This is a genomic window from Halomonas sp. BN3-1, from assembly GCF_003056325.1.
Taxonomy (GTDB): domain Bacteria; phylum Pseudomonadota; class Gammaproteobacteria; order Pseudomonadales; family Halomonadaceae; genus Halomonas; species Halomonas litopenaei.
Genome location: NZ_PYVV01000016.1, coordinates 14,363 through 31,875, shown reverse-complemented (window position 1 = coordinate 31,875; position 17,513 = coordinate 14,363). Strand labels below are relative to the sequence as shown.

General features: G+C 64.8%; 13 protein-coding genes. 9 read left to right on the top strand and 4 right to left on the bottom strand.

The window, feature by feature from the left end:
• Positions 1-23: 23 nt before the first annotated feature.
• Together C9F12_RS19065 and C9F12_RS19060 are read right to left on the bottom strand one after the other, a co-directional pair.
• A complete protein-coding gene (locus C9F12_RS19065; RefSeq protein ID WP_108449879.1) occupies positions 24-2,201 on the bottom strand; it encodes a heparinase II/III family protein in 2,178 nt (725 codons plus the stop codon).
• A 112-nt stretch (positions 2,202-2,313) separates the two neighbouring features.
• Positions 2,314-3,087 (bottom strand): SDR family oxidoreductase, encoded by a 774-nt coding sequence (locus C9F12_RS19060; protein WP_108449878.1) that lies wholly within the window; start codon positions 3,085-3,087, stop codon positions 2,314-2,316.
• A gap of 357 nt (positions 3,088-3,444) precedes the next feature.
• Here C9F12_RS19060 and kdgR point away from each other — a divergent pair, with 357 nt between their 5' ends.
• Positions 3,445-4,230, top strand: a complete 786-nt coding sequence (gene kdgR, locus C9F12_RS19055; RefSeq protein WP_108449877.1) for a DNA-binding transcriptional regulator KdgR — start codon at positions 3,445-3,447, stop codon at positions 4,228-4,230.
• A gap of 124 nt (positions 4,231-4,354) precedes the next feature.
• On the opposite strand, the gene C9F12_RS22975 is transcribed toward kdgR, so the two are convergent.
• Both C9F12_RS22975 and C9F12_RS19050 read right to left on the bottom strand, forming a co-directional pair.
• Entirely contained in the window at positions 4,355-4,483 is a 129-nt protein-coding gene (locus C9F12_RS22975) for a putative transporter small subunit (RefSeq protein ID WP_213228344.1), read from the bottom strand.
• Between the two features lie 54 nt (positions 4,484-4,537).
• The gene (locus C9F12_RS19050; RefSeq protein ID WP_108449876.1) at positions 4,538-6,238 is read right to left on the bottom strand and encodes a sodium:solute symporter family protein; all 1,701 of its coding nucleotides are present in this window, start codon (positions 6,236-6,238) and stop codon (positions 4,538-4,540) included.
• Between the two features lie 1,123 nt (positions 6,239-7,361).
• On the opposite strand from C9F12_RS19050, the gene C9F12_RS19045 reads away from it, so the two are divergent.
• The 8 genes from C9F12_RS19045 (at position 7,362) to C9F12_RS19010 (ending at position 17,454) form a co-directional block, all read left to right on the top strand.
• Complete coding sequence (locus C9F12_RS19045) at positions 7,362-8,708, top strand: MFS transporter (RefSeq protein WP_240184299.1); 1,347 nt, start codon at positions 7,362-7,364, stop codon at positions 8,706-8,708.
• A 422-nt stretch (positions 8,709-9,130) separates the two neighbouring features.
• Complete coding sequence (locus C9F12_RS19040; protein ID WP_108449875.1) at positions 9,131-11,353, top strand: TonB-dependent siderophore receptor; 2,223 nt, start codon at positions 9,131-9,133, stop codon at positions 11,351-11,353.
• Between the two features lie 124 nt (positions 11,354-11,477).
• Complete coding sequence (locus tag C9F12_RS19035; protein ID WP_045990933.1) at positions 11,478-12,473, top strand: iron-siderophore ABC transporter substrate-binding protein; 996 nt, start codon at positions 11,478-11,480, stop codon at positions 12,471-12,473.
• Between the two features lie 73 nt (positions 12,474-12,546).
• On the top strand, positions 12,547-13,569 hold the full coding sequence (locus C9F12_RS19030; RefSeq protein ID WP_108449874.1) for an iron ABC transporter permease: 1,023 nt from the start codon (positions 12,547-12,549) through the stop codon (positions 13,567-13,569).
• Positions 13,570-13,643: 74 nt separating this feature from the next.
• On the top strand, positions 13,644-14,699 hold the full coding sequence (locus tag C9F12_RS19025; protein WP_162816530.1) for an iron ABC transporter permease: 1,056 nt from the start codon (positions 13,644-13,646) through the stop codon (positions 14,697-14,699).
• Entirely contained in the window at positions 14,699-15,568 is an 870-nt protein-coding gene (locus C9F12_RS19020) for an ABC transporter ATP-binding protein (protein WP_108449872.1), read from the top strand. The genes C9F12_RS19025 and C9F12_RS19020 overlap by 1 nt, the downstream gene beginning before the upstream one ends.
• A 253-nt stretch (positions 15,569-15,821) precedes the next feature.
• On the top strand, positions 15,822-16,622 hold the full coding sequence (locus C9F12_RS19015; protein WP_108449871.1) for an SDR family oxidoreductase: 801 nt from the start codon (positions 15,822-15,824) through the stop codon (positions 16,620-16,622).
• A gap of 142 nt (positions 16,623-16,764) precedes the next feature.
• On the top strand, positions 16,765-17,454 hold the full coding sequence (locus C9F12_RS19010) for a DsbA family oxidoreductase (RefSeq protein ID WP_108449870.1): 690 nt from the start codon (positions 16,765-16,767) through the stop codon (positions 17,452-17,454).
• The last annotated feature ends 59 nt before the right edge of the window (positions 17,455-17,513 follow it).

Genomic DNA, 17,513 nt, shown 5'->3' with positions numbered 1-17,513 from the left:
CCGGTCAGACTTCCTGACGCACATCAGGGGGCGTTCTCGACGGCGCTGAGGCTGACCCAGCCATCCCAGGCCAGGCTGTTCCCGTCGATGCTGACCTGGTGATGACCACCCTGCTGTCGCGCCCAGGCCAGGTAATAGGCCTTGCCCGAGTCCAGCGTCAGGGTCACGACCAGGTGAGTCTCGTCGGCGGCCGCGATGGCCACCCGCGCAAGGCTCGGCCGCGCTCCGCGCGAGATCTCGCGCGCCTCGTTGAAGTAGCCGTGGGTCTCGATGACCGTGGCGAAGATATGCCCACGCCCCGAGGAACGCGCCATCAGGTAGGGTTCGTTGCGCAGGTTATTGTCGGGGTCGGCCGCGCCGATCAGCCCGTATCCCACGCTGAAGCGGTTGCTGGCCGCCAGGTGGGCGGTGGAGAAGGTGTCACCGTCAAGCCAGGTGACATGTGCACATTGGTCGGGCTCGATCGTCGCGCTCTCGGACAGCTTCCACAGGTGCTGGTAGCCGTTGGCGCTGCCCAGCGCCGCCGGCGCCGGGACCGGCTCGAGTGTCGGGCGTGTGGTCATCAGCTGGCCATTGATGTGCAGCGGGCTGTCGTAGCGATGCGTCTGGTCACTGTCGGCGCACTGGATGTCGACCAGCAGCGGTTCAGCGATCTCGGGCAGGCTCACCAGCGCCACGCTGCGCTGCAGCTCGACGCCTTCGTAGTAGCCGCTCAAGCGCGCGCTGACGGCCTGAACCTCCGGCCGGGAGGTCTCGAAAAACACCAGCTCGCCGTGGTTGTCACAGGCCCTGGAGGTGCTGAAGCCGTGCTGGGAGCGCTCATCAACAACCAGTGTGTTGTGGGCCACCGTCTGCTTGGCGTAGCTCTTGTTCTCGGCGGTATAGCGCCCGCCGAACTTGGGCTCGATATTGACCCAACGACAGAAGCCGTAGTCGGTGAGGGTCTCGCGGCGTCCGTTGTAGAAGCCCAGATGCAGGCCGTCGAAGTGGCCGTGATCGAGGGCGCTGTGCAAGTTGGGGTCGCTGCCGTGCTGACCGAAGGTCAGATAGGCCATGGCCTCGTGCCCCGACTCGGTGGCGGCGCGCAGCACCCCGATGCCGCCCAGGCCGCCGTCGCTGCCATCGGTGATGAACAGGCTGTCGCGCGGGGCATGCGCCTGGCCGCCGCTCTCCAGGTAGCTCGCGAGTTGCGGCAGCGTGGCGAGGTAAGAAAGCGGTGTCGACTGGTCGAGCAGGATCTCGCGCAGGGCCAGCGGCAGATCGCTCTGACGGTAGCGACCGACCAGGGTCATCGCTCCGAGGATGGCGCCCTCGTCGGCAAGCCCCATCGTCCTGGAGCTGTCGTTGATGGCGATGAATCGTCCGTCCTCGAAGGTCAGCTCATTGAGACAGGCGATCGCCTTGCCGATGATACCGTCGCGATAGCCGAAGATGCCGGTGTCGTTGCCGCTCTGATAGAGCGCCTCGGCCAGCAGGATCATCGGGCGCAGGGCAAAGCGGTGGTAGTAGGGCCCTTCCAGGTAGTAGCCGTCCGGCGAGAACAGCCGGTCGAGCTGGGCGTAGAAGCCGCCCGACACTCCGTCACCGGCGTTACCGTACAAGGAGCGATTGACCAGCTCCTTGTCGCCCAGCACCAGACCGGCGAAGGCGCCTGCGGCCACCGACCAGATGCCATGATTGTGGATGACGTCGAAGTCGTCGGCGTTGTGATCGGCGATCAACTGGACCATGGGCACCAGCAGGCGCTGTTCGATATGCCGTCGTTCCTCTTCGCTCAGCGCGTCGCGCACGTTGCTGTAGGCATCACTGCCGTACAGCAGCCACATGCTCTCGTTCAAACACTGATGAAACAGCCGACCGGGCGGATTGCTGTCCTTCGACACATGGGACGGCAGCGACTCGTAGATGTCGGCATAGCCCAGCAGCATCGACCTGACAAAGGCCAGATAGTCGGGATGTTCGGTCAACAGCCACAACTGCGAGGCAAGATGCAGCTGCTGGTAGTTCTGCTTGTGCCGGGTGTGCTCGGCGCCCCCCGCCTCCCCCTGCCCGGGGATCTGGGGGGGCTCGCCAAGACATGGACGCAGTCTTACCTGATCCAGAATGATCTGCTCCTGATACAGCGCAGGCAGGCGCTTGCTTTCGAGCGCTTCGCGCAGTTCCTGAATCTCGCTTGTGGTAAACAGCAAGGCGTTATCCATGTTCTCGACTCACTTCATCTATTCGCAGGGTGACGGTGTAACGCGGGGGCAAAGGGTCGCCGAGTCGCTACGCCGTCTGACGAAGGCGACTCGGCCTGGATGGCGGCTGCCGTCAGGGGCACATCTGGCCGCCATTGACGTCGAGCACCTGACCGGTGACGTAGCCGCTCGCCGTGTGGGAGGCCAGGAAGACATAGGCCGGGGCCAGCTCCGCCGAGGAGCCGAAGCGCCCCATGGCGATGGTGCTGCTGATCTTGTCCCGCGTGCCCTGGTCCTTGTCCTCGTGGAAGGCGGTATCGATGGTCCCGGGCGCCACCGTGTTGAAGCGGATGTTGTCCTTGGTGAACTCCTTGACCCAGTTGCGATGCAGGTTGTGGACCATGGCCTTGCTGCCACCGTACAGCGATGCTCCTGGACCGCCGCCTTCACGCGCGGCGATGGAGCCGGTGCTGATCACGCTGCTGGTTTCCCCGCTCTGCTCGGCGGACCGGCGCAGGTAGGGAATGGCGTACTTGGTCACCATCACCACCGAGCGAATATTGAGATCCAGCACCTGATCGAAGAAGGCATCGTCGATGCTCTCGAGTCCGTTGCGTCCCCCGAGGCCACCGGCATTGTTGATCAGTACATCGATGCCTCCGAGGTGCTCCGCTGCAGACTCGACCAGCGACTTGCACGCATCGCTTGAGCGCACATCGGCCTGAAAATAGGCCACATCGGCGCCTGCCTCGAACTGCTCCAGCACCGCCTGGGCGGTATCGGCAGAGCGGCTGCCATGGATCGCCACCCTGGCGCCGGCGCTGGCCAGCGACTTGGCGGCTTCCAGTCCGATGCCAGCGGTCGAGCCGGTTACCAGAATCTTCTTGCCTTTCAGATCGTCAAACATGGACTTGCCTCATGGGTTGTCATGGGAGGACGGTCGGCCGCCATTGCCAATATTTGTCATCAAGTGTCGTGCAAAAATCGCCAAACCCGCCAAGATCGTCTGTAAATAAGCATTTAGCGGCAGTCGCCAGAAGCTCGATTTGTAAATATTTGGATAGCGTTTCAGCAACGCTAGCAACGATGCATATTTTTTAAAACGCTATTTCAGATACTATTTGACTATAAGCTTATTCGAAAAACGAATTTGTAGATTTTGCGCGGGTTCCCGTTGTAGGAGATTGCAGACATACGACAAAAGACGTATAACTCGAAACCAAGAGATAAAACCCTATTTCACAATTTCTGGAATCTTGGCCCTATGGCTACTGAAGCGAAGGTCGACAACGTCACAGCGGTACTCAAGGTCATGGCGATCCTGGAGGCTCTGGATGAGGGCGGAGAATCCAGCCTGGCGGTGCTGTCCCAACGCGCCGTGATGTCAAAGAGCACCGCCTATCGCTTTGTGCAGACGCTCAAGAACCTGGGCTACGTCGCCCAGAATCCGGAAAGCGAGAAATACCGGCTGACGATGAAGGTCTTTGCGCTTGGCAGTTCGGCGCTCGGCAAGGCCGACCTGATCAAGATGGCCGATCCCGACATGGCGGCACTGTCCGAGCTGACCCGCGAAGCCGTGCACCTGGGCACCCTGGACACCTCCACCGCCGAAGTGATCTACGTGCACAAGTACAACTCTCACTTCAACCTGTGCATGCACACCCGCATCGGCGACCGTAGCCCGGCCTACACCAATTCCATCGGCAAGGCCCTGCTGGCCCACCTGCCCCCAGCACAGCTCGACGCCCTGCTCGCGAACGTCAAGTTCGAACCACGCACCCAGAACACCGTGACCACCGAAGCGGCACTGCGCGAAGAGCTGGCCGAGATCGCCGAGAGCGAGCTGTCCGAGGATCTCGAAGAGATGGATGAAGGCGTCTGCTGCTTCGCCACCCCGATCTTCGATCACACCGGGCGCGCCATCGCCGCCCTGAGCATGTCGATCCCGAGCATCCGCTACCACCAAGACAAGACCTCGGAGTACAAGCGCATTCTGGTCGAGGCCGGTCGCAACATTTCGGGCAACCTGGGCTACCTGGCGCGGCGCTGACGCGACCTCCCTGCCCTGCCGCCTGCCATGACGAAAGAAGCCGCCCCTTGGGGCGGCTTCTTTGGTTGCGGCCTGTCCCTCGCATCGAGGGCAGGTATCGCAACGGGTCAGTGCGAGTTGCGTCTCACACCAGGGTGCGGTGGCCCTTTTTCGCCTCACGACGATCGCGGGCAACGGCGCGGCAGATCAGCAGCAGCACGCCCAGGGTGAGCGCAGGCCAGATCAATACGTAAAAGCCAAAAAGCAGGGTCATGGGGAATCTCCGTCGGTGGGCGCCACCAGCCTGCGGCGCCCGTCAAACAAGGGTTCAGCGCTGGGTCGCAAGTCCTGCCGGGGCGGGCTTGGACGGGCGCTCGTCGGCTACCGTCACGGCCTCGGCGGCATCATAGTTGCCGACCCGCTCGGCGATGGTGTCGAAGTCGAACCGCTCGCGGCTGGCGAGGCTCATCACCACGCACACCAGGGTGCTGGTGCCGTAGGCGGTCAGCGACGCCAGCAGCACCGTGTACTCCCTGAGGAAACCAGTGGCGAACACCAGCATGGCGACAAAGGCAGCGAGCCCGGCGACGGCACCGGCCACGCGACCGAGGAAGCCGAACACCATCAGCGCGATGATGATGCCGCCACCGATGCTGGCCAGGAACTCGAAGCCAAGACCGGCCACACCGGTCATCGGCAGCCATTCAAAACGCGCCACGCAGAAGGTCACCATGGCCACCAGCACCGAGGTGGTGAAGGCCGCGTTGGTGACCCGGCTCCAGAAGCAGCTGGCGATCACCGGGAAAACGATGGCCCCCCACAGTGCCCCGACGAAGACCAGCATCACCAGGATATCCAGCGAGAAGCTGGCGAAGACGATACCGATGGCGGTGGCCACGATCATGGTGATGCGCCCTACCAGCAGCATGCGGCGGGGGTCGGCCTTGCCTCGAGCGATGTTCTTGCCGTAGACGTCGGCCATCATGATCGCCGACAGCGCCGACAGGTCGGAATCGGCGGTCGAGGACAGGGAGCCGATCACCAGAATAAAGAAGGCAGCGATGAACACCGGCGGCAGGTAGCTGGACACCATCTGTGGGATCAGGTTGTTCATGTCACCGTTGAGCGGCTCGACCCCCAGGGTCAGCGCCATCAGGCCGATCATGCCAAGGCCGATGACGATGGCACCGTAGCCCACGGTGGCGGTGAGGAAGGTCGGCTTGATGTGGTCCTCGTTCACCGCGAACAGACGCTGGGAGATGGTCTGGTTACCGATGGCATAGGCCAGTACCGCAACGAAGAAGGGTGCGCCCTGATTGAGGATGGCGTCCATCGAGAAGAAGTTGGCCTGCTCGGCGGTGAGGCTGTCGAGCCCGGCCACCAGTTCAGTGGGCCCGCCCATGGCGAAGAACACCGCCGGGATGATCACCACGGCGATCGCCATCAGCGCCACCAGTTGGGCGAAGTCCGTCAACACCGAGGCGCGGAAGCCCGACCACAGCGTGTACAGCAGCACCCCGACACCGGCGATGATGACGCCGGCCTGGAACGACAGCGGCGAAAGCACCGATACCAGCGCCCCGGCGGCAGTGAAGTTGACCATCAGGCTGATGATGCTGCCCAGCAGGTTCGATAGCGCCAGGATCAGCTGGCTGGAGGAGCCATGGCGCGCGTGGATCAGCTCGCCCAGGGTGTGGGCGTTGGGCGCCAGCCGCCGGAAGCGGCGGCCGAACGGATAGATGAACAGGATCATCAGCGCGCCCCACAGCCCGTAGTGGATCGGGCCGGACACACCATAGGTATAGCCGGAGGTGGCAGCGGCGTAGAAAGAAGCGGCCCAGATCCAGGTGGCCGTCATGCTGGCGGCACCAATGCCGAAGCCGACCCGGTGGTTCGAGACCATGAAGGCGTCGGCGTCTTCCTTCTTCTTGCGGATGCTCAGGGTCAGCAGGTAGGTGCCGCCATAAAAAGCGATCATCAACAGGATGACCGTCAGGGTCGAAAACTGGTGGAGGGAGGCGCTATTCAAGGGCAATTCTCTTGTTGGTGGAACACAGGCGAGCGACGGTTCATGCGAACGCATGCCGGCACTTCACCGCGAAAAACTCACTAGACGAGCACGACAACGCCAAAGGAATACCGCCCACGAAAAGGACGAAACTTCCTCGGGATCATCGAAGTCTCAAGGGCCGAAATAAAACGGATTACTGCCGCTTTTTCGGTACAGAAAGGCGTCGGGACGCGCCGCAGCACATGGCCAGCCATTGCAGCAGGGGCAGGCGGGCCGATATTGCGACAACCGGCGGGGCGTATCGAAGACGCCAGCAGACCACTGGTGGGTCAGGGAGGCGGGCGGCGCGGCATGCAGCGGCCCTGGTCGGTGTAGTGGGGCGACATCTCGGTCCTCTCCAGCGACAACGCAGGAACAGCATTAGACAAGACAAACAGGTCCCCGCCGGGCCATTGGCCCCGGGGTAATCCAGTCGGGAAGGTGCCATATCCATCCAGCGATGGCACTTCTCCTGGCGGTATAACGCCAGCTTGGCATCGGATCGCGAGCCAGGATAAGGGCTCGGCGTCCAGAGCGACGTGAGGCCTGTAAAAAACGGGATAAAACCATCGCTGCGGCGCACATACCCTACTGTGCTGTGCAGAAAATGTCCAACCTGACGGACGAAGGATAATTTACCCATTTTCGACCAGACGTCAAGATAGCGAAATTCCCGCGGCTCGCGGCGTAACCTTTCCTGCATTAAACCCAGTAACGCCCCCCCTGAATCTGCTTCGGCAATAGACGGATACACCAGAAAAAATCAAGCGAACGATAGCGTTGAATTCGATGCTCCCAGAACGATTTCTCGCACGCGACAGAATACCCGCTTGGACCTGGTACGCGTCGGTTACGGCCGCGAGTTCGACCAACTACGATGCTATGGAGTCGTCGTCGGGTCAGCGTGCTGGACGGCCAAGATGAGTTCGGGCGTTCGTGGCAGAGCGTCAAACGATGCCTTGCCGGCAACAACATGGCGCCCCTTGCCGATCAGCGGTACGCCGGACACACTGACGATTAGCGGCGGCGATGGACTGGCGCCGCGGTACCCCATCCGACAACAGACTTCCGTCGCCCCCTCCCCCGGACAAGCGAGGCCGCCGTGACCACATCGACTCCCACTTCCACCCTGTCGGCGGCCTGGAGCCTCTGGGCGCTGCTGCTCGGCGTAGGCCTGCTGATGCTCGGCAATGGCCTGCAGGGCAGCCTGCTCGGGGTGCGCGCCGCCGAGGAATCCTTCGGCAACACGGTCACCGGTCTAGTGATGTCGGCCTACTTCGTCGGCTTTCTGGCCGGCTCCACCCTGACCCCACGCAAGCTTCGCGACGTCGGCCATATCCGGGTGTTCGCCGCCCTGGCCTCGATCACCTCCATCGCCATCCTGGTCCACGTCATGTTCATCGACCCCTGGGTGTGGGCGGCGATGCGGTTAATGACCGGCTTCGCCTACGCCGGGCTCTACGTGGTGACCGAAAGCTGGCTCAACGGCCACGCCAGCAACCACCTGCGCGGGCGTCTGCTGGCGTTCTACATGGTCATCAGCTATCTCGGCATGGGCGGCGGCCAGTTGCTGCTGAACGTGGCGGACCCCAGCGGCATCCTGCTGTTCTTGATCGTCTCGATACTGATGTCGCTGGCGCTGGTGCCGATCCTGTTGAGCTACACCCCGCAGCCGGACACCAGCCAGCCCGAGGCGATGAACCTGCTGCGCCTGTATCGACTGTCGCCGCTGGGCACCCTCGGCTGCCTGCTGACCGGGATCGCCAACGGTACTGTGTTTGGCATGGGCGCGGTGTTTGCCGCCAACCATGGGCTGGAAACCCACCAGATCGCCGCCTTCATGGGGGCGTTCATCCTCGGTGGGGCGCTGTTTCAATGGCCCCTGGGCAAGCTCTCCGACAAGACCGATCGCCAGTGGGTGATCCTCATCGTCGCCGCCCTGGCCACCGCCTTCTCGCTGGCCGGGCTGCTGTTCGACCAGGGCGCAAGCCATGCGCTGACGCTGCTCGGCGTGCTGCTGGGCGGCACCACCCTGACGCTCTATTCGCTGTTTCTCGCCTGCGCCAATGACGTCCTGACACCGCAGCAGACGGTGTCCGCCAGCAGCAGTCTGGTGCTGGCGCTCGGCATCGGCGCCATCCTCGGCCCGCTAAGCACGGGGCTGTTGATGGACCTGCTGGGCTCTGCCGGCTTTCTGTGGGACCTGGCGCTGATCCACGCGCTTATCGTGGTCTTCGGCGGCTACTGCCTGTGGCGCTATCCGAACCAGCCGTCGGACACCCACGGCCACTATGTCGCGGTCCCCGCCGGCACCGCCTCCCTGGGGGCGACCTGGGTCGAGGAAGCGGCCGACGATCCGGTGCAGCTCGACCTGGAACTCATGGACGCGGACGAGGAGTCCTCCCTGGAGGAAGGCCCGGCGAGCGCCGCCGAACCCGGGCGCAGCTGACAGGCCCCTGCCGAACGCGCCCGCCAGAACACGCCTACCGTCGTCTTTCCCCGCCAGCGCCTTGCGCTGGCGGGCCTCGCATCACCGCCAATGTCCCTTCCCACCTCCAGCGGCGTCTTCTACCGCCGGCCGCCTTCTGCCAGATCGTCGTCTTGCCTGGTCGTCGCCGCGCCTGGTCGTTAGCCATCAGCTGCTTGCCTGCCTCTCTGCCTCTCTGCTTCTTGCCTGGCCTGCTCTTGGTTCCTGACCTTCTCCGCTTGCTCGGCCCCAGCACCAGGCCAATGGTGCCACTTCGCCAAAAAGTTCTGCCGTTTTGTGCATTTGTGGCATCTCGCATAGACAACTTGGCAGCGCTCATAAACACCCGCCAATAGAAACGTGAATAATTTGCATTCTTAAAACATAAACAGGGAACCCCTTTCGTGCCGTACCATTCCGCTCCCCTCACCTGCCTTGTTCCAAGCCGTCTCGTTCCTGGCCACCTCGTTCCTGGCCGCCTGGCTATCGCCATTGCCCTGGCCTCCGGTGCCGCCCTGTCGACCCCGGTGCTGGCCCAGGACGCCGAGCAACTCGCCAGCATGACCGTGGTCGGTGACGATCTGCGTGCCACCACCGAATCGACCGAGAGCTACCAGGTGGCCTCCAGCACCAGCGCCAACGGCCTGACGCTGACGCCGCGCCAGACGCCACAGTCGGTCAGCTTCCTGACCCGCCAGCAGATGGACGACGAGGCCATCACCAGCACCACCGAGGCGGTGGAACGGCTGCCCGGCGTCTCGGCGATCCGTCTGGACGGCACTCGCACCAGCTTCCAGTCCCGCGGCTACACCATTCGCAACTTCCAGTTCGATGGCCTGCAGAGCAATACCAGCGCGTTCTGGCCGTTCGGCGACGCCGAGTGGGACACCGCCATCTACGACCGGGTCGAGGTCGTGCGCGGCGCCACCGGCCTGATGACCGGGGTCGGCGATCCTTCCGCCACCGTCAACTTTGTGCGCAAGAAGCCGCTGGACGAGGCGGCAGGTAGCGTGACTGCCGCGGTGGGCCGCTGGGACCGGGGGCGCGGCGTGGTCGATGTCAGCACTCCGCTGGACAGCGAAGGGCGCGTCGGCGTGCGCTTCGTGGCGGCCAAGGACAGCTCGGACAGCTTCATGGACGGCGTCGAGAACGACCGCGAGACCCTTTACGGGGTGATCGCCGCCGAGCTGACCGACAACACCGAGCTCAGTGTGGGCATCGAGTACCAGCACTACGACCAGGACGGCGCCTACATTGGCGTGCCGCAGTACTACCTGGACGGTGGCCGTACCGACTTCGACCGCTCCACCGCCAACAACACCGACTGGGCCAACTTCTTCACCGAGAACACCCGCGCCTTCGTCGACCTGACCCACCACTTCGACAATGGCTGGTCCGCCCGCGCCGCCTACAGCTACGGCGACGCCAACTATGGCCTGACCTACAACTACCGCGGCGGCTATCCGGATCGCGAGACCGGTGTGCTCTACTACACGCCCAGCTACGCCACCGAATCCTACCTGGTCGACTATCGCGGCGATCGCACCCAGAAGAATCTGCATGTCAGCGCCGAAGGTCCCTTCACCCTGTTCGGCCGCGAGCATCAGCTCGGCTTCGGCTACATGGACCTGCACGAGGACTACCAGATCAACAGTCGCGGCCCGGCCGGCGACGTGCCGGCGCTGGGCAGCTTCAGCGACCGCAACGACCCGGCCCTGGCAGAACCGGTCTGGGACGAGTGGGGCCTGACCGATGACACCGTGACCGAACAGCAGGGCTACTACGCGGTATCCCGCTTCTCGCTGGCAGACCCGGTGCACTTTATCGTCGGCGCGCGCATGACCGACTGGAAGATCGACCAGGACTATCGCGGCGAGCGTGAGTACGAATACGACAACGAGTTCACCCCCTACGCGGGTCTGATCGTCGACATCACCGACGACCTCAGCGCCTACGCCAGCTACACCGAGATCTTCAACACCCAGAGCGAGCGCTCGCCCAGCGGCGCCCTGCTGGATCCGCTGGAAGGCATCAACTACGAGGCCGGTCTCAAGGCCGAGCTGTTCGACGACCGTGCCGACGTGTCCTTCGCGGTGTTCCACAGCCAGCAGGACAATCTGGCGGTGGAAATCCCCGGGGTCTTCGTGGCGGGCACCACCGACCAGGCCTACACCACCACCGACGGCGCCGAGGTCGAAGGCTTTGAGCTCGAGATCGCAGGCGAGGTGGCCGACGGCGTCAACCTGTCCGCCAGCTACGCCCTGGTGGACGCCGAGGACGCCGACGGTGAGCAGCTCAACACCAGCTATGCCCGCCAGCAGGCCAAGCTGTTCGCCAGCTGGCAGCTGCCTGGCCGCTGGTCGAACCTGACCCTCGGCGGCGGTGCGCGCTGGCAGGGTGACACCTACCGCGACAACGACACCCCCAACGGCACCGAGAAGATCGGTCAGGGTGACGTCTTTGTCGCCGATGCCATGGCCCGCTATCGCATCAACGACAGCATGAGCGCCCAGCTCAACGTCACCAACCTGTTCGACGAGGAGTACTACTCGCAGCTCGGCTTCTATAGCCAGGGTATCTATGGCGAGCCGCGCAGCGCGCTGCTGAGCCTGACCTACGACTTCTAGTGCCCTGGAACGCCGAAACCTCGACATCCGCGTCGGGCGCTGTGCGCCCGACTGGCACTCGCGACACCACTGTCAAACCGGCTCTCCTGCGAGAGCCGGTCATCGCCTCTACAAGGAAGATCCCATGCCCCTGATCCACCCACGCTGGCCGCTCGGCCTTGTGTTACTCGCCGCCGTCCAGCCTGTCCTCGCCGCTGGCGACGATGGCTATCCGATCGAAATCGAGCACGCGCTCGGCGTCACCGTGATCGAGGAAAAGCCCGAACGGGTCGCCACGGTGGCCTGGGCCAACCACGAGGTGCCGCTGGCGCTCGGAGTGGTGCCGGTGGGGTTTCCCGCCACCACCTTCGGCGATGACGATGGCGATGGCCTCTGGCCCTGGGTGGAGCAGCGCCTTGACGAGCTCGACGCCGGCCCTCCCAACCTGTTCGACGAAGGCGATGGCATCGACTTCGAGGCGGTGGCCGCGAGCCAGCCCGACGTTATCCTGGCGGCCTATTCCGCCCTCAGCCGCTCCGACTACGACACCCTTAGCAAGATCGCCCCGGTGGTGGCCTACCCCGAAGCGCCCTGGTCGTCGGGCTGGCGTGACATGATCCGGCTCAACAGCGCCGGCATGGGCATGGCCGAGGAAGGCGAGGCCTTGATCGCACGCCTGGAGGCCCAGGTGGAGCAGCAGATCACCGAGCACCCGGAACTCGCCGGCAAGAGCGCCATGCTGATCAGCCATATCAAGCCCACCGACCTCAGTCAGATCAACTTCTACAACGACAACGACGCCCGGGTGCGCTTCTTGCACGAGATCGGCCTGACCTCGCCCCAGTTCGTCACCGACAGCTCCGTTGACGGCCGTTTCGCCGGCTCCATCAGCGCCGAGCGTATCGACGAGATCGCCGATGTCGACATCATCATCACCTATGGTGGCGAGCCGCTGGTGGAGCGACTCAACGAGCATATGCTGACCTCGCGCCTGCCCGCGGTGGAACAGGGCTCGCTGGTGCTGCTCGGCAACAATCCCACCGGAACCGCGGCCAACCCGACGCCGCTGTCGATCCCCTGGGTACTCGACGACTACGTCGAACGACTGGCCGAAGCCGCTCGCAAGCGTCAGCAACCCTGAATCAAGCGTCAGCAACCCTGAATGGAGCGTCTGGACGGGATGGATACGCACAAATGAGCAGGAAGGGAAGGATATGAAGGCAAGGCCGCTGGCGCCTGGCAGGCCACGCCATTCGCGCCCGACCGGCGTCTATCTGCTGCTGGCGGCGCTGGCCGCCAGCGTCATGATGTCGGTGGTCATCGGCGCCAGGCCGACGGATCTGACCGCGCTCATGGGTCTGCTGGATGGGCGTATCGACTCCATCGACGAAGCGGCGATCGCCAGCCGTCTGCCCCGCACCCTGCTGGCGTTGCTGGCAGGGGCCGCGCTGGCCGTGGCCGGGGCGACCATGCAAGGCCTGACCCGCAATCCTCTGGCCGATCCAGGCCTGCTCGGGGTCAACGCCGGCGCCGCGCTGGCAGTCGTCATCGGCATCGCCTGGTTCGATATGCAGCAGGCCTCTGGTTACATCTGGGTGGCCATCGCCGGCGCCGGCGCCAGTGCACTGCTGGTCTATCTGGTGGCCAACCTCGGACGAGGCGGCGCCACCCCTCTCAGGCTGGCGCTGAGCGGAGCGGTGGTGACCGCCGCCCTGACCTCGCTGACCTCCGCGGTGATTCTGCCCCGCGCCGACATCGCCGGGCTGATCCATTCCTGGCTGATCGGCGGCGTCGGCGGCGCTACCCTCGATCGCATCATCCCAGTGCTGCCCTTCCTGGCCCTGGGCCTTGCCGCGTCGCTGCTGGCGGCGCGCAAGCTCAACCTGATGGCGCTGGGCGATGAGGCGGCGACCGGCCTCGGCGAGCGCGTGGCCCTGGCCCGAGCACTGGCCGCGGTGGGGGCCATCCTGCTGTGCGGGGCGACCACCGCGGCCTGTGGTCCCATCGGATTCGTCGGCCTGGTCGTGCCCCACGCGCTGCGCCTGCTGGTCGGTGCCGACTACCGACGCCTGCTGCCGCTGTGTGCCCTCGGTGGCGCCCTGCTGGTCATACTGGCCGACACCCTGGGCCGGGTGCTGGTCCGTCCGGCCGAACTCGACGTCGGTATCGTCACTGCCCTGCTCGGCGGTCCGGTCTTCATCTGGATCGTCCGCCGCCATACGCTGAGGTCACTGTGACGACGACACCGACCACCTCCCCGCGAGCGACTGACACTCAAGCCATGTCCTGCCGAGCGATGTCCTCTCAAGCCATGTCCCCCCGAGCGACGTCCTCTCAAGCAAGGTCCACACCGTCGACCGTCAGGCAACTGCGACGGCAACGCCAACGCCAGCGCCGGCGGATCATTGCGCTGCTGCTGTGTGCGCTGCTTGCCGGGGTCTGCCTCACCCTGATGCTGGGCCAGTCATGGATCGACCCTGCCACGGTGATCGCGGTGCTGTCCGGCGAGCAGGTGCCCGGCGCCTCCTTCACCCTGATGGAGCTGAGGCTGCCCCGGGCGCTGATCGCCGTACTGGCCGGGGCCTGCTTCGGCCTCGGCGGCGCCGCCTTCCAGACCATGCTGCGCAATCCGCTGGCCAGTCCCGACGTGATCGGTATCAGCGCCGGCGCCAGCGCAGCGGCGGTCTTCGCCATCGTCATGCTGTCGCTGCGTGGCGCTCCGGTGGCACTGGTGGCCATCGTCGGCGGTCTTGGCGTCGCGCTGCTGATCTATGCCCTGTCGTGGCGCCGCGGCGTCGCCGATACCCGCCTGATTCTGACCGGCATCGGCCTCGCCGCCATGCTCCAGAGCGCCATCGCCTACCTGCTGACCCAGGCCCCGGCCTGGCCACTGCAGGAGGCCATGCGCTGGATGACCGGCAGCCTCAACAGCGTGCACCTGGATCAGAGCCTGCCCCTGCTGCTGGCGCTGGTCGTGCTTGGCCTGCCGCTACTTCACTTCGCCAGGGACCTGGAGGCGATGCGCCTGGGCGATGACATGGCCCGGGGGCTCGGTGTCAGGCTGTCGCTCACCCGCCTGGGCATCGTGGTCGCGGCGGTGGGGCTGGTCGCCTTTGCCACCGCGGTGACCGGGCCGATCGCTTTCGTCGCCTTCCTCAGCGGCCCGGTCGCCGCCTGGTTGATCCGTCACAATGGCTCGGTGCTGATCCCCGCTGCCATGGTCGGCGCCCTGTTCGTGCTGCTGGGTGACTTTATCGGCCAGCATCTGCTGCCGGCCCGCTATCCCGTGGGGGTGGTCACCGGCGTGATCGGCGCCCCCTACCTGATTACCCTCGTCATGCGCGACAACGCCCGAGGATCCACCTGATGACGCCTACCCGACTCAGTGCCCGAGGCCTGACCGCCGGCTACCGTGACCGTGCGGTCCTCGACAACATCGATCTGGAGGTCAAGCCAGCGGGTATCACCGCCATCGTCGGCGCCAACGCCTGCGGCAAGTCGACCCTGCTGCGTTCGCTGTCACGCCTGCTGGCGCCGCAGCGCGGCCAGGTATTGCTCGACGGCCACGACCTGCACCGGCTGCCCGCCCGGCGCCTGGCCCAGCGCCTGGGACTGCTGCCCCAGGCGCCACTCGCCCCTGAAGGCATCACCGTGCTGGAGCTGGTCAGCCGTGGCCGCCACCCTCACCAGGGCATGTTTCAACGCTGGAGCCGCGACGACGATGACGCCGTCAGCGAGGCGCTGGAAGCCACCGACACCACCGGCCTCGCCGAGCGTGTGCTGGAGGAACTGTCGGGCGGCCAGCGCCAGCGGGTATGGATCGCCATGGCCCTGGCCCAGCGCACCGAGGTGCTGCTGCTCGACGAACCCACCACCTATCTCGATATCCATCACCAGGTCGAGGTGCTCGATCTGCTCGAGGACCTCAACCGCCAGCGCGGCACCACCATCGTCATGGTGCTGCATGAGCTCAACCTTGCCGCGCGCTATGCCGATGAGTTGATCGCCATGGCCGCCGGCAAGGTCTACTCAAGCGGCCCAGCCAGTGAGGTGATGACCACCACCATGGTCAGGGAGGTATTCGGACTGGACAGCCACGTCTTCGCAGACCCCGTCAGCGGCCGTCCGATGATGGTCCCGCTGGGTCGACAGGACCGCAGGCCACACTCGCAGGCAAGGGCAGTGCACAAGGATCGTCGATCGACGGTCCCCGACACCGAAGCGTCATCATCGTGACATGACCTCGGCAGCACGCTGGGACTCGCGGTGGCGACGGTCGGCCGCCCTGATCACGATGCTGGCCAGGATACGGGCCAGGGTGCCGACGCGATGCTGGCGCGATGGTTGAGCAGCGCCGTCGCGGCACGTTAGGGTCCCGGATTGTCAAACGCCCAGAGGCAAGCACCCAGAGGCAAGCGCCCAGAGGCCTTGTCAGGCGCTATGCCCAGGCGTGCCGCGACCGTTCCTTTTCCCAGACAGGAGCACGATGATGAAGACCATTCTGATCACCGGCGCCGGCAGCGGACTCGGCGAGGGTACGGCACTGGCCCTGGCCAGGGCGGGACACAAGGTCATCGCCACCACGGAGATCTGGCCCCAGGTCACCTCGCTCAAGGAAAAGGCCCGGCAGCAGGAACTGACGCTCACCGTCGAAAAGCTCGATATCACCGACAAGCGCGACCGCGACGCGGTGTTTTCTAGCTACGGACACCAGGTCGATATCGTGGTGGCCAACGCCGCCATCGGCGAGACCGGCCCGCTGGCCGAGATCCCGGTGGACCGGGTACGCCGAGTGTTCGAGACCAACGTCTTCTCGACCCTGGAATTCGTGCAGCCCTACGCCCGCGAGTTCGTCGAGCGAGGCAGGGGCAAGATCGTACTGACCTCCTCCATCGCTGGTTTCACCACCTTCCCCTACCTCGGTCCCTACGTCGCCTCGAAGCACGCCCTCGAAGGCATGGCGCAACTGCTCTACGAAGAGCTCGCCCCGCTGGGCGTCAAGGTGGCCACCATCAACCCCGGCCCCTTCCGCACCGGCTTCAACGACCGCATGTACAACACCCTGGACCAGTGGTACGACCCCGACGCCTGCTTCACCCCTGAAAAACCGATTCGCTCTGTGCAGCAGCAGTTTGCCGGCGACGACCTGCAGCAGGACCCGGCGGCGATGATCGACGAGATGGCACGACTGATCCCGCTGGACGAGCACCGCTTCCGCAATGTCTACCCGGACAGCTTCGAGGCCAGTGCCAAGGAATATCAGGATGGGCTGTGGGATCGACTCATCTGAGGCTTGTCCGAAAAGTGCCTGCGCTCGCCGACTTTTCGAATAAAGCCTGGGCTCCCCTGTTGATCGTGTCCCGGGGCCTGTAAGGTTGGTTGCCCTGCTAACGACCAACCCGGGACACCTTTCTTCAGGAGTAGAGGCTGACATGCCCACACCCCAAGATAGCCGCGACAGCGACACCACCATCACCGTCGACATCGTCTCCGACGTCGTCTGTCCCTGGTGCATCATCGGCTACCGCCAGCTCGCCGAGGCGGCGCGCCAGAGCGGGATCGACATCGAGGTGCACTGGCACCCCTTCGAGCTCAATCCGCAGATGGGCGAGGAAGGCGAAAACCTGCGCGAGCATATCGCCGCCAAGTACGGCACCAGCGATGAGGACTCGCGCAGCGCACGGGAACGGCTCACCCGGATGGGCGCCGACCTCGGCTTCACCTTCAACTACGCCGATGACATGCGCATGGTGAACACCTTCCGCGCCCACCAGTTGATCGACTGGGCAGAGCAGCGCTCTCCAGACGAAGGCCACCGCATGAAGCAGGCCCTGTTCAGCGCCTTCTTCACCGAGCGCCGCGACCTCCACCGGATCGATGTGCTGGCCGATGTGTCGGAGAGTCTCGGCCATGACCGCGACGAGGTCGTGGCGACGCTCGAGTCGGGCGAGCGCAGCGAATCGGTGCGACAGCGCCAGGCCTTCTGGCAACAGCAGGGCATCAGCGGGGTACCCGCCATGGTGTTCAACCGCCGCTACCTGGTCACCGGCGCCCAGGGCGTTGAGAACTACCAGGAAGTCCTTGCGCAGGTGGCCGCCGAGCGAGCCGAAGTGACGTCATGACGACAACGCCGGGTGCCACAGCACCCGGCGTTATTGGTCAGGCCCGCGGGCCTGACCCT

Coding starts and splice junctions, on each gene's coding strand:
- C9F12_RS19020 (WP_108449872.1), top strand. CDS start 14,699: ATGACGCCTACCCGACTCAGTGCCCGAGGCCTGACCGCCGGCTACCGT.
- C9F12_RS19060 (WP_108449878.1), bottom strand. CDS start 3,087: ATGTTTGACGATCTGAAAGGCAAGAAGATTCTGGTAACCGGCTCGACC.
- C9F12_RS19015 (WP_108449871.1), top strand. CDS start 15,822: ATGAAGACCATTCTGATCACCGGCGCCGGCAGCGGACTCGGCGAGGGT.
- C9F12_RS19025 (WP_162816530.1), top strand. CDS start 13,644: ATGTCCCCCCGAGCGACGTCCTCTCAAGCAAGGTCCACACCGTCGACC.
- kdgR (WP_108449877.1), top strand. CDS start 3,445: ATGGCTACTGAAGCGAAGGTCGACAACGTCACAGCGGTACTCAAGGTC.
- C9F12_RS19035 (WP_045990933.1), top strand. CDS start 11,478: ATGCCCCTGATCCACCCACGCTGGCCGCTCGGCCTTGTGTTACTCGCC.
- C9F12_RS19065 (WP_108449879.1), bottom strand. CDS start 2,201: ATGGATAACGCCTTGCTGTTTACCACAAGCGAGATTCAGGAACTGCGC.
- C9F12_RS22975 (WP_213228344.1), bottom strand. CDS start 4,483: ATGACCCTGCTTTTTGGCTTTTACGTATTGATCTGGCCTGCGCTCACC.
- C9F12_RS19030 (WP_108449874.1), top strand. CDS start 12,547: ATGAAGGCAAGGCCGCTGGCGCCTGGCAGGCCACGCCATTCGCGCCCG.
- C9F12_RS19010 (WP_108449870.1), top strand. CDS start 16,765: ATGCCCACACCCCAAGATAGCCGCGACAGCGACACCACCATCACCGTC.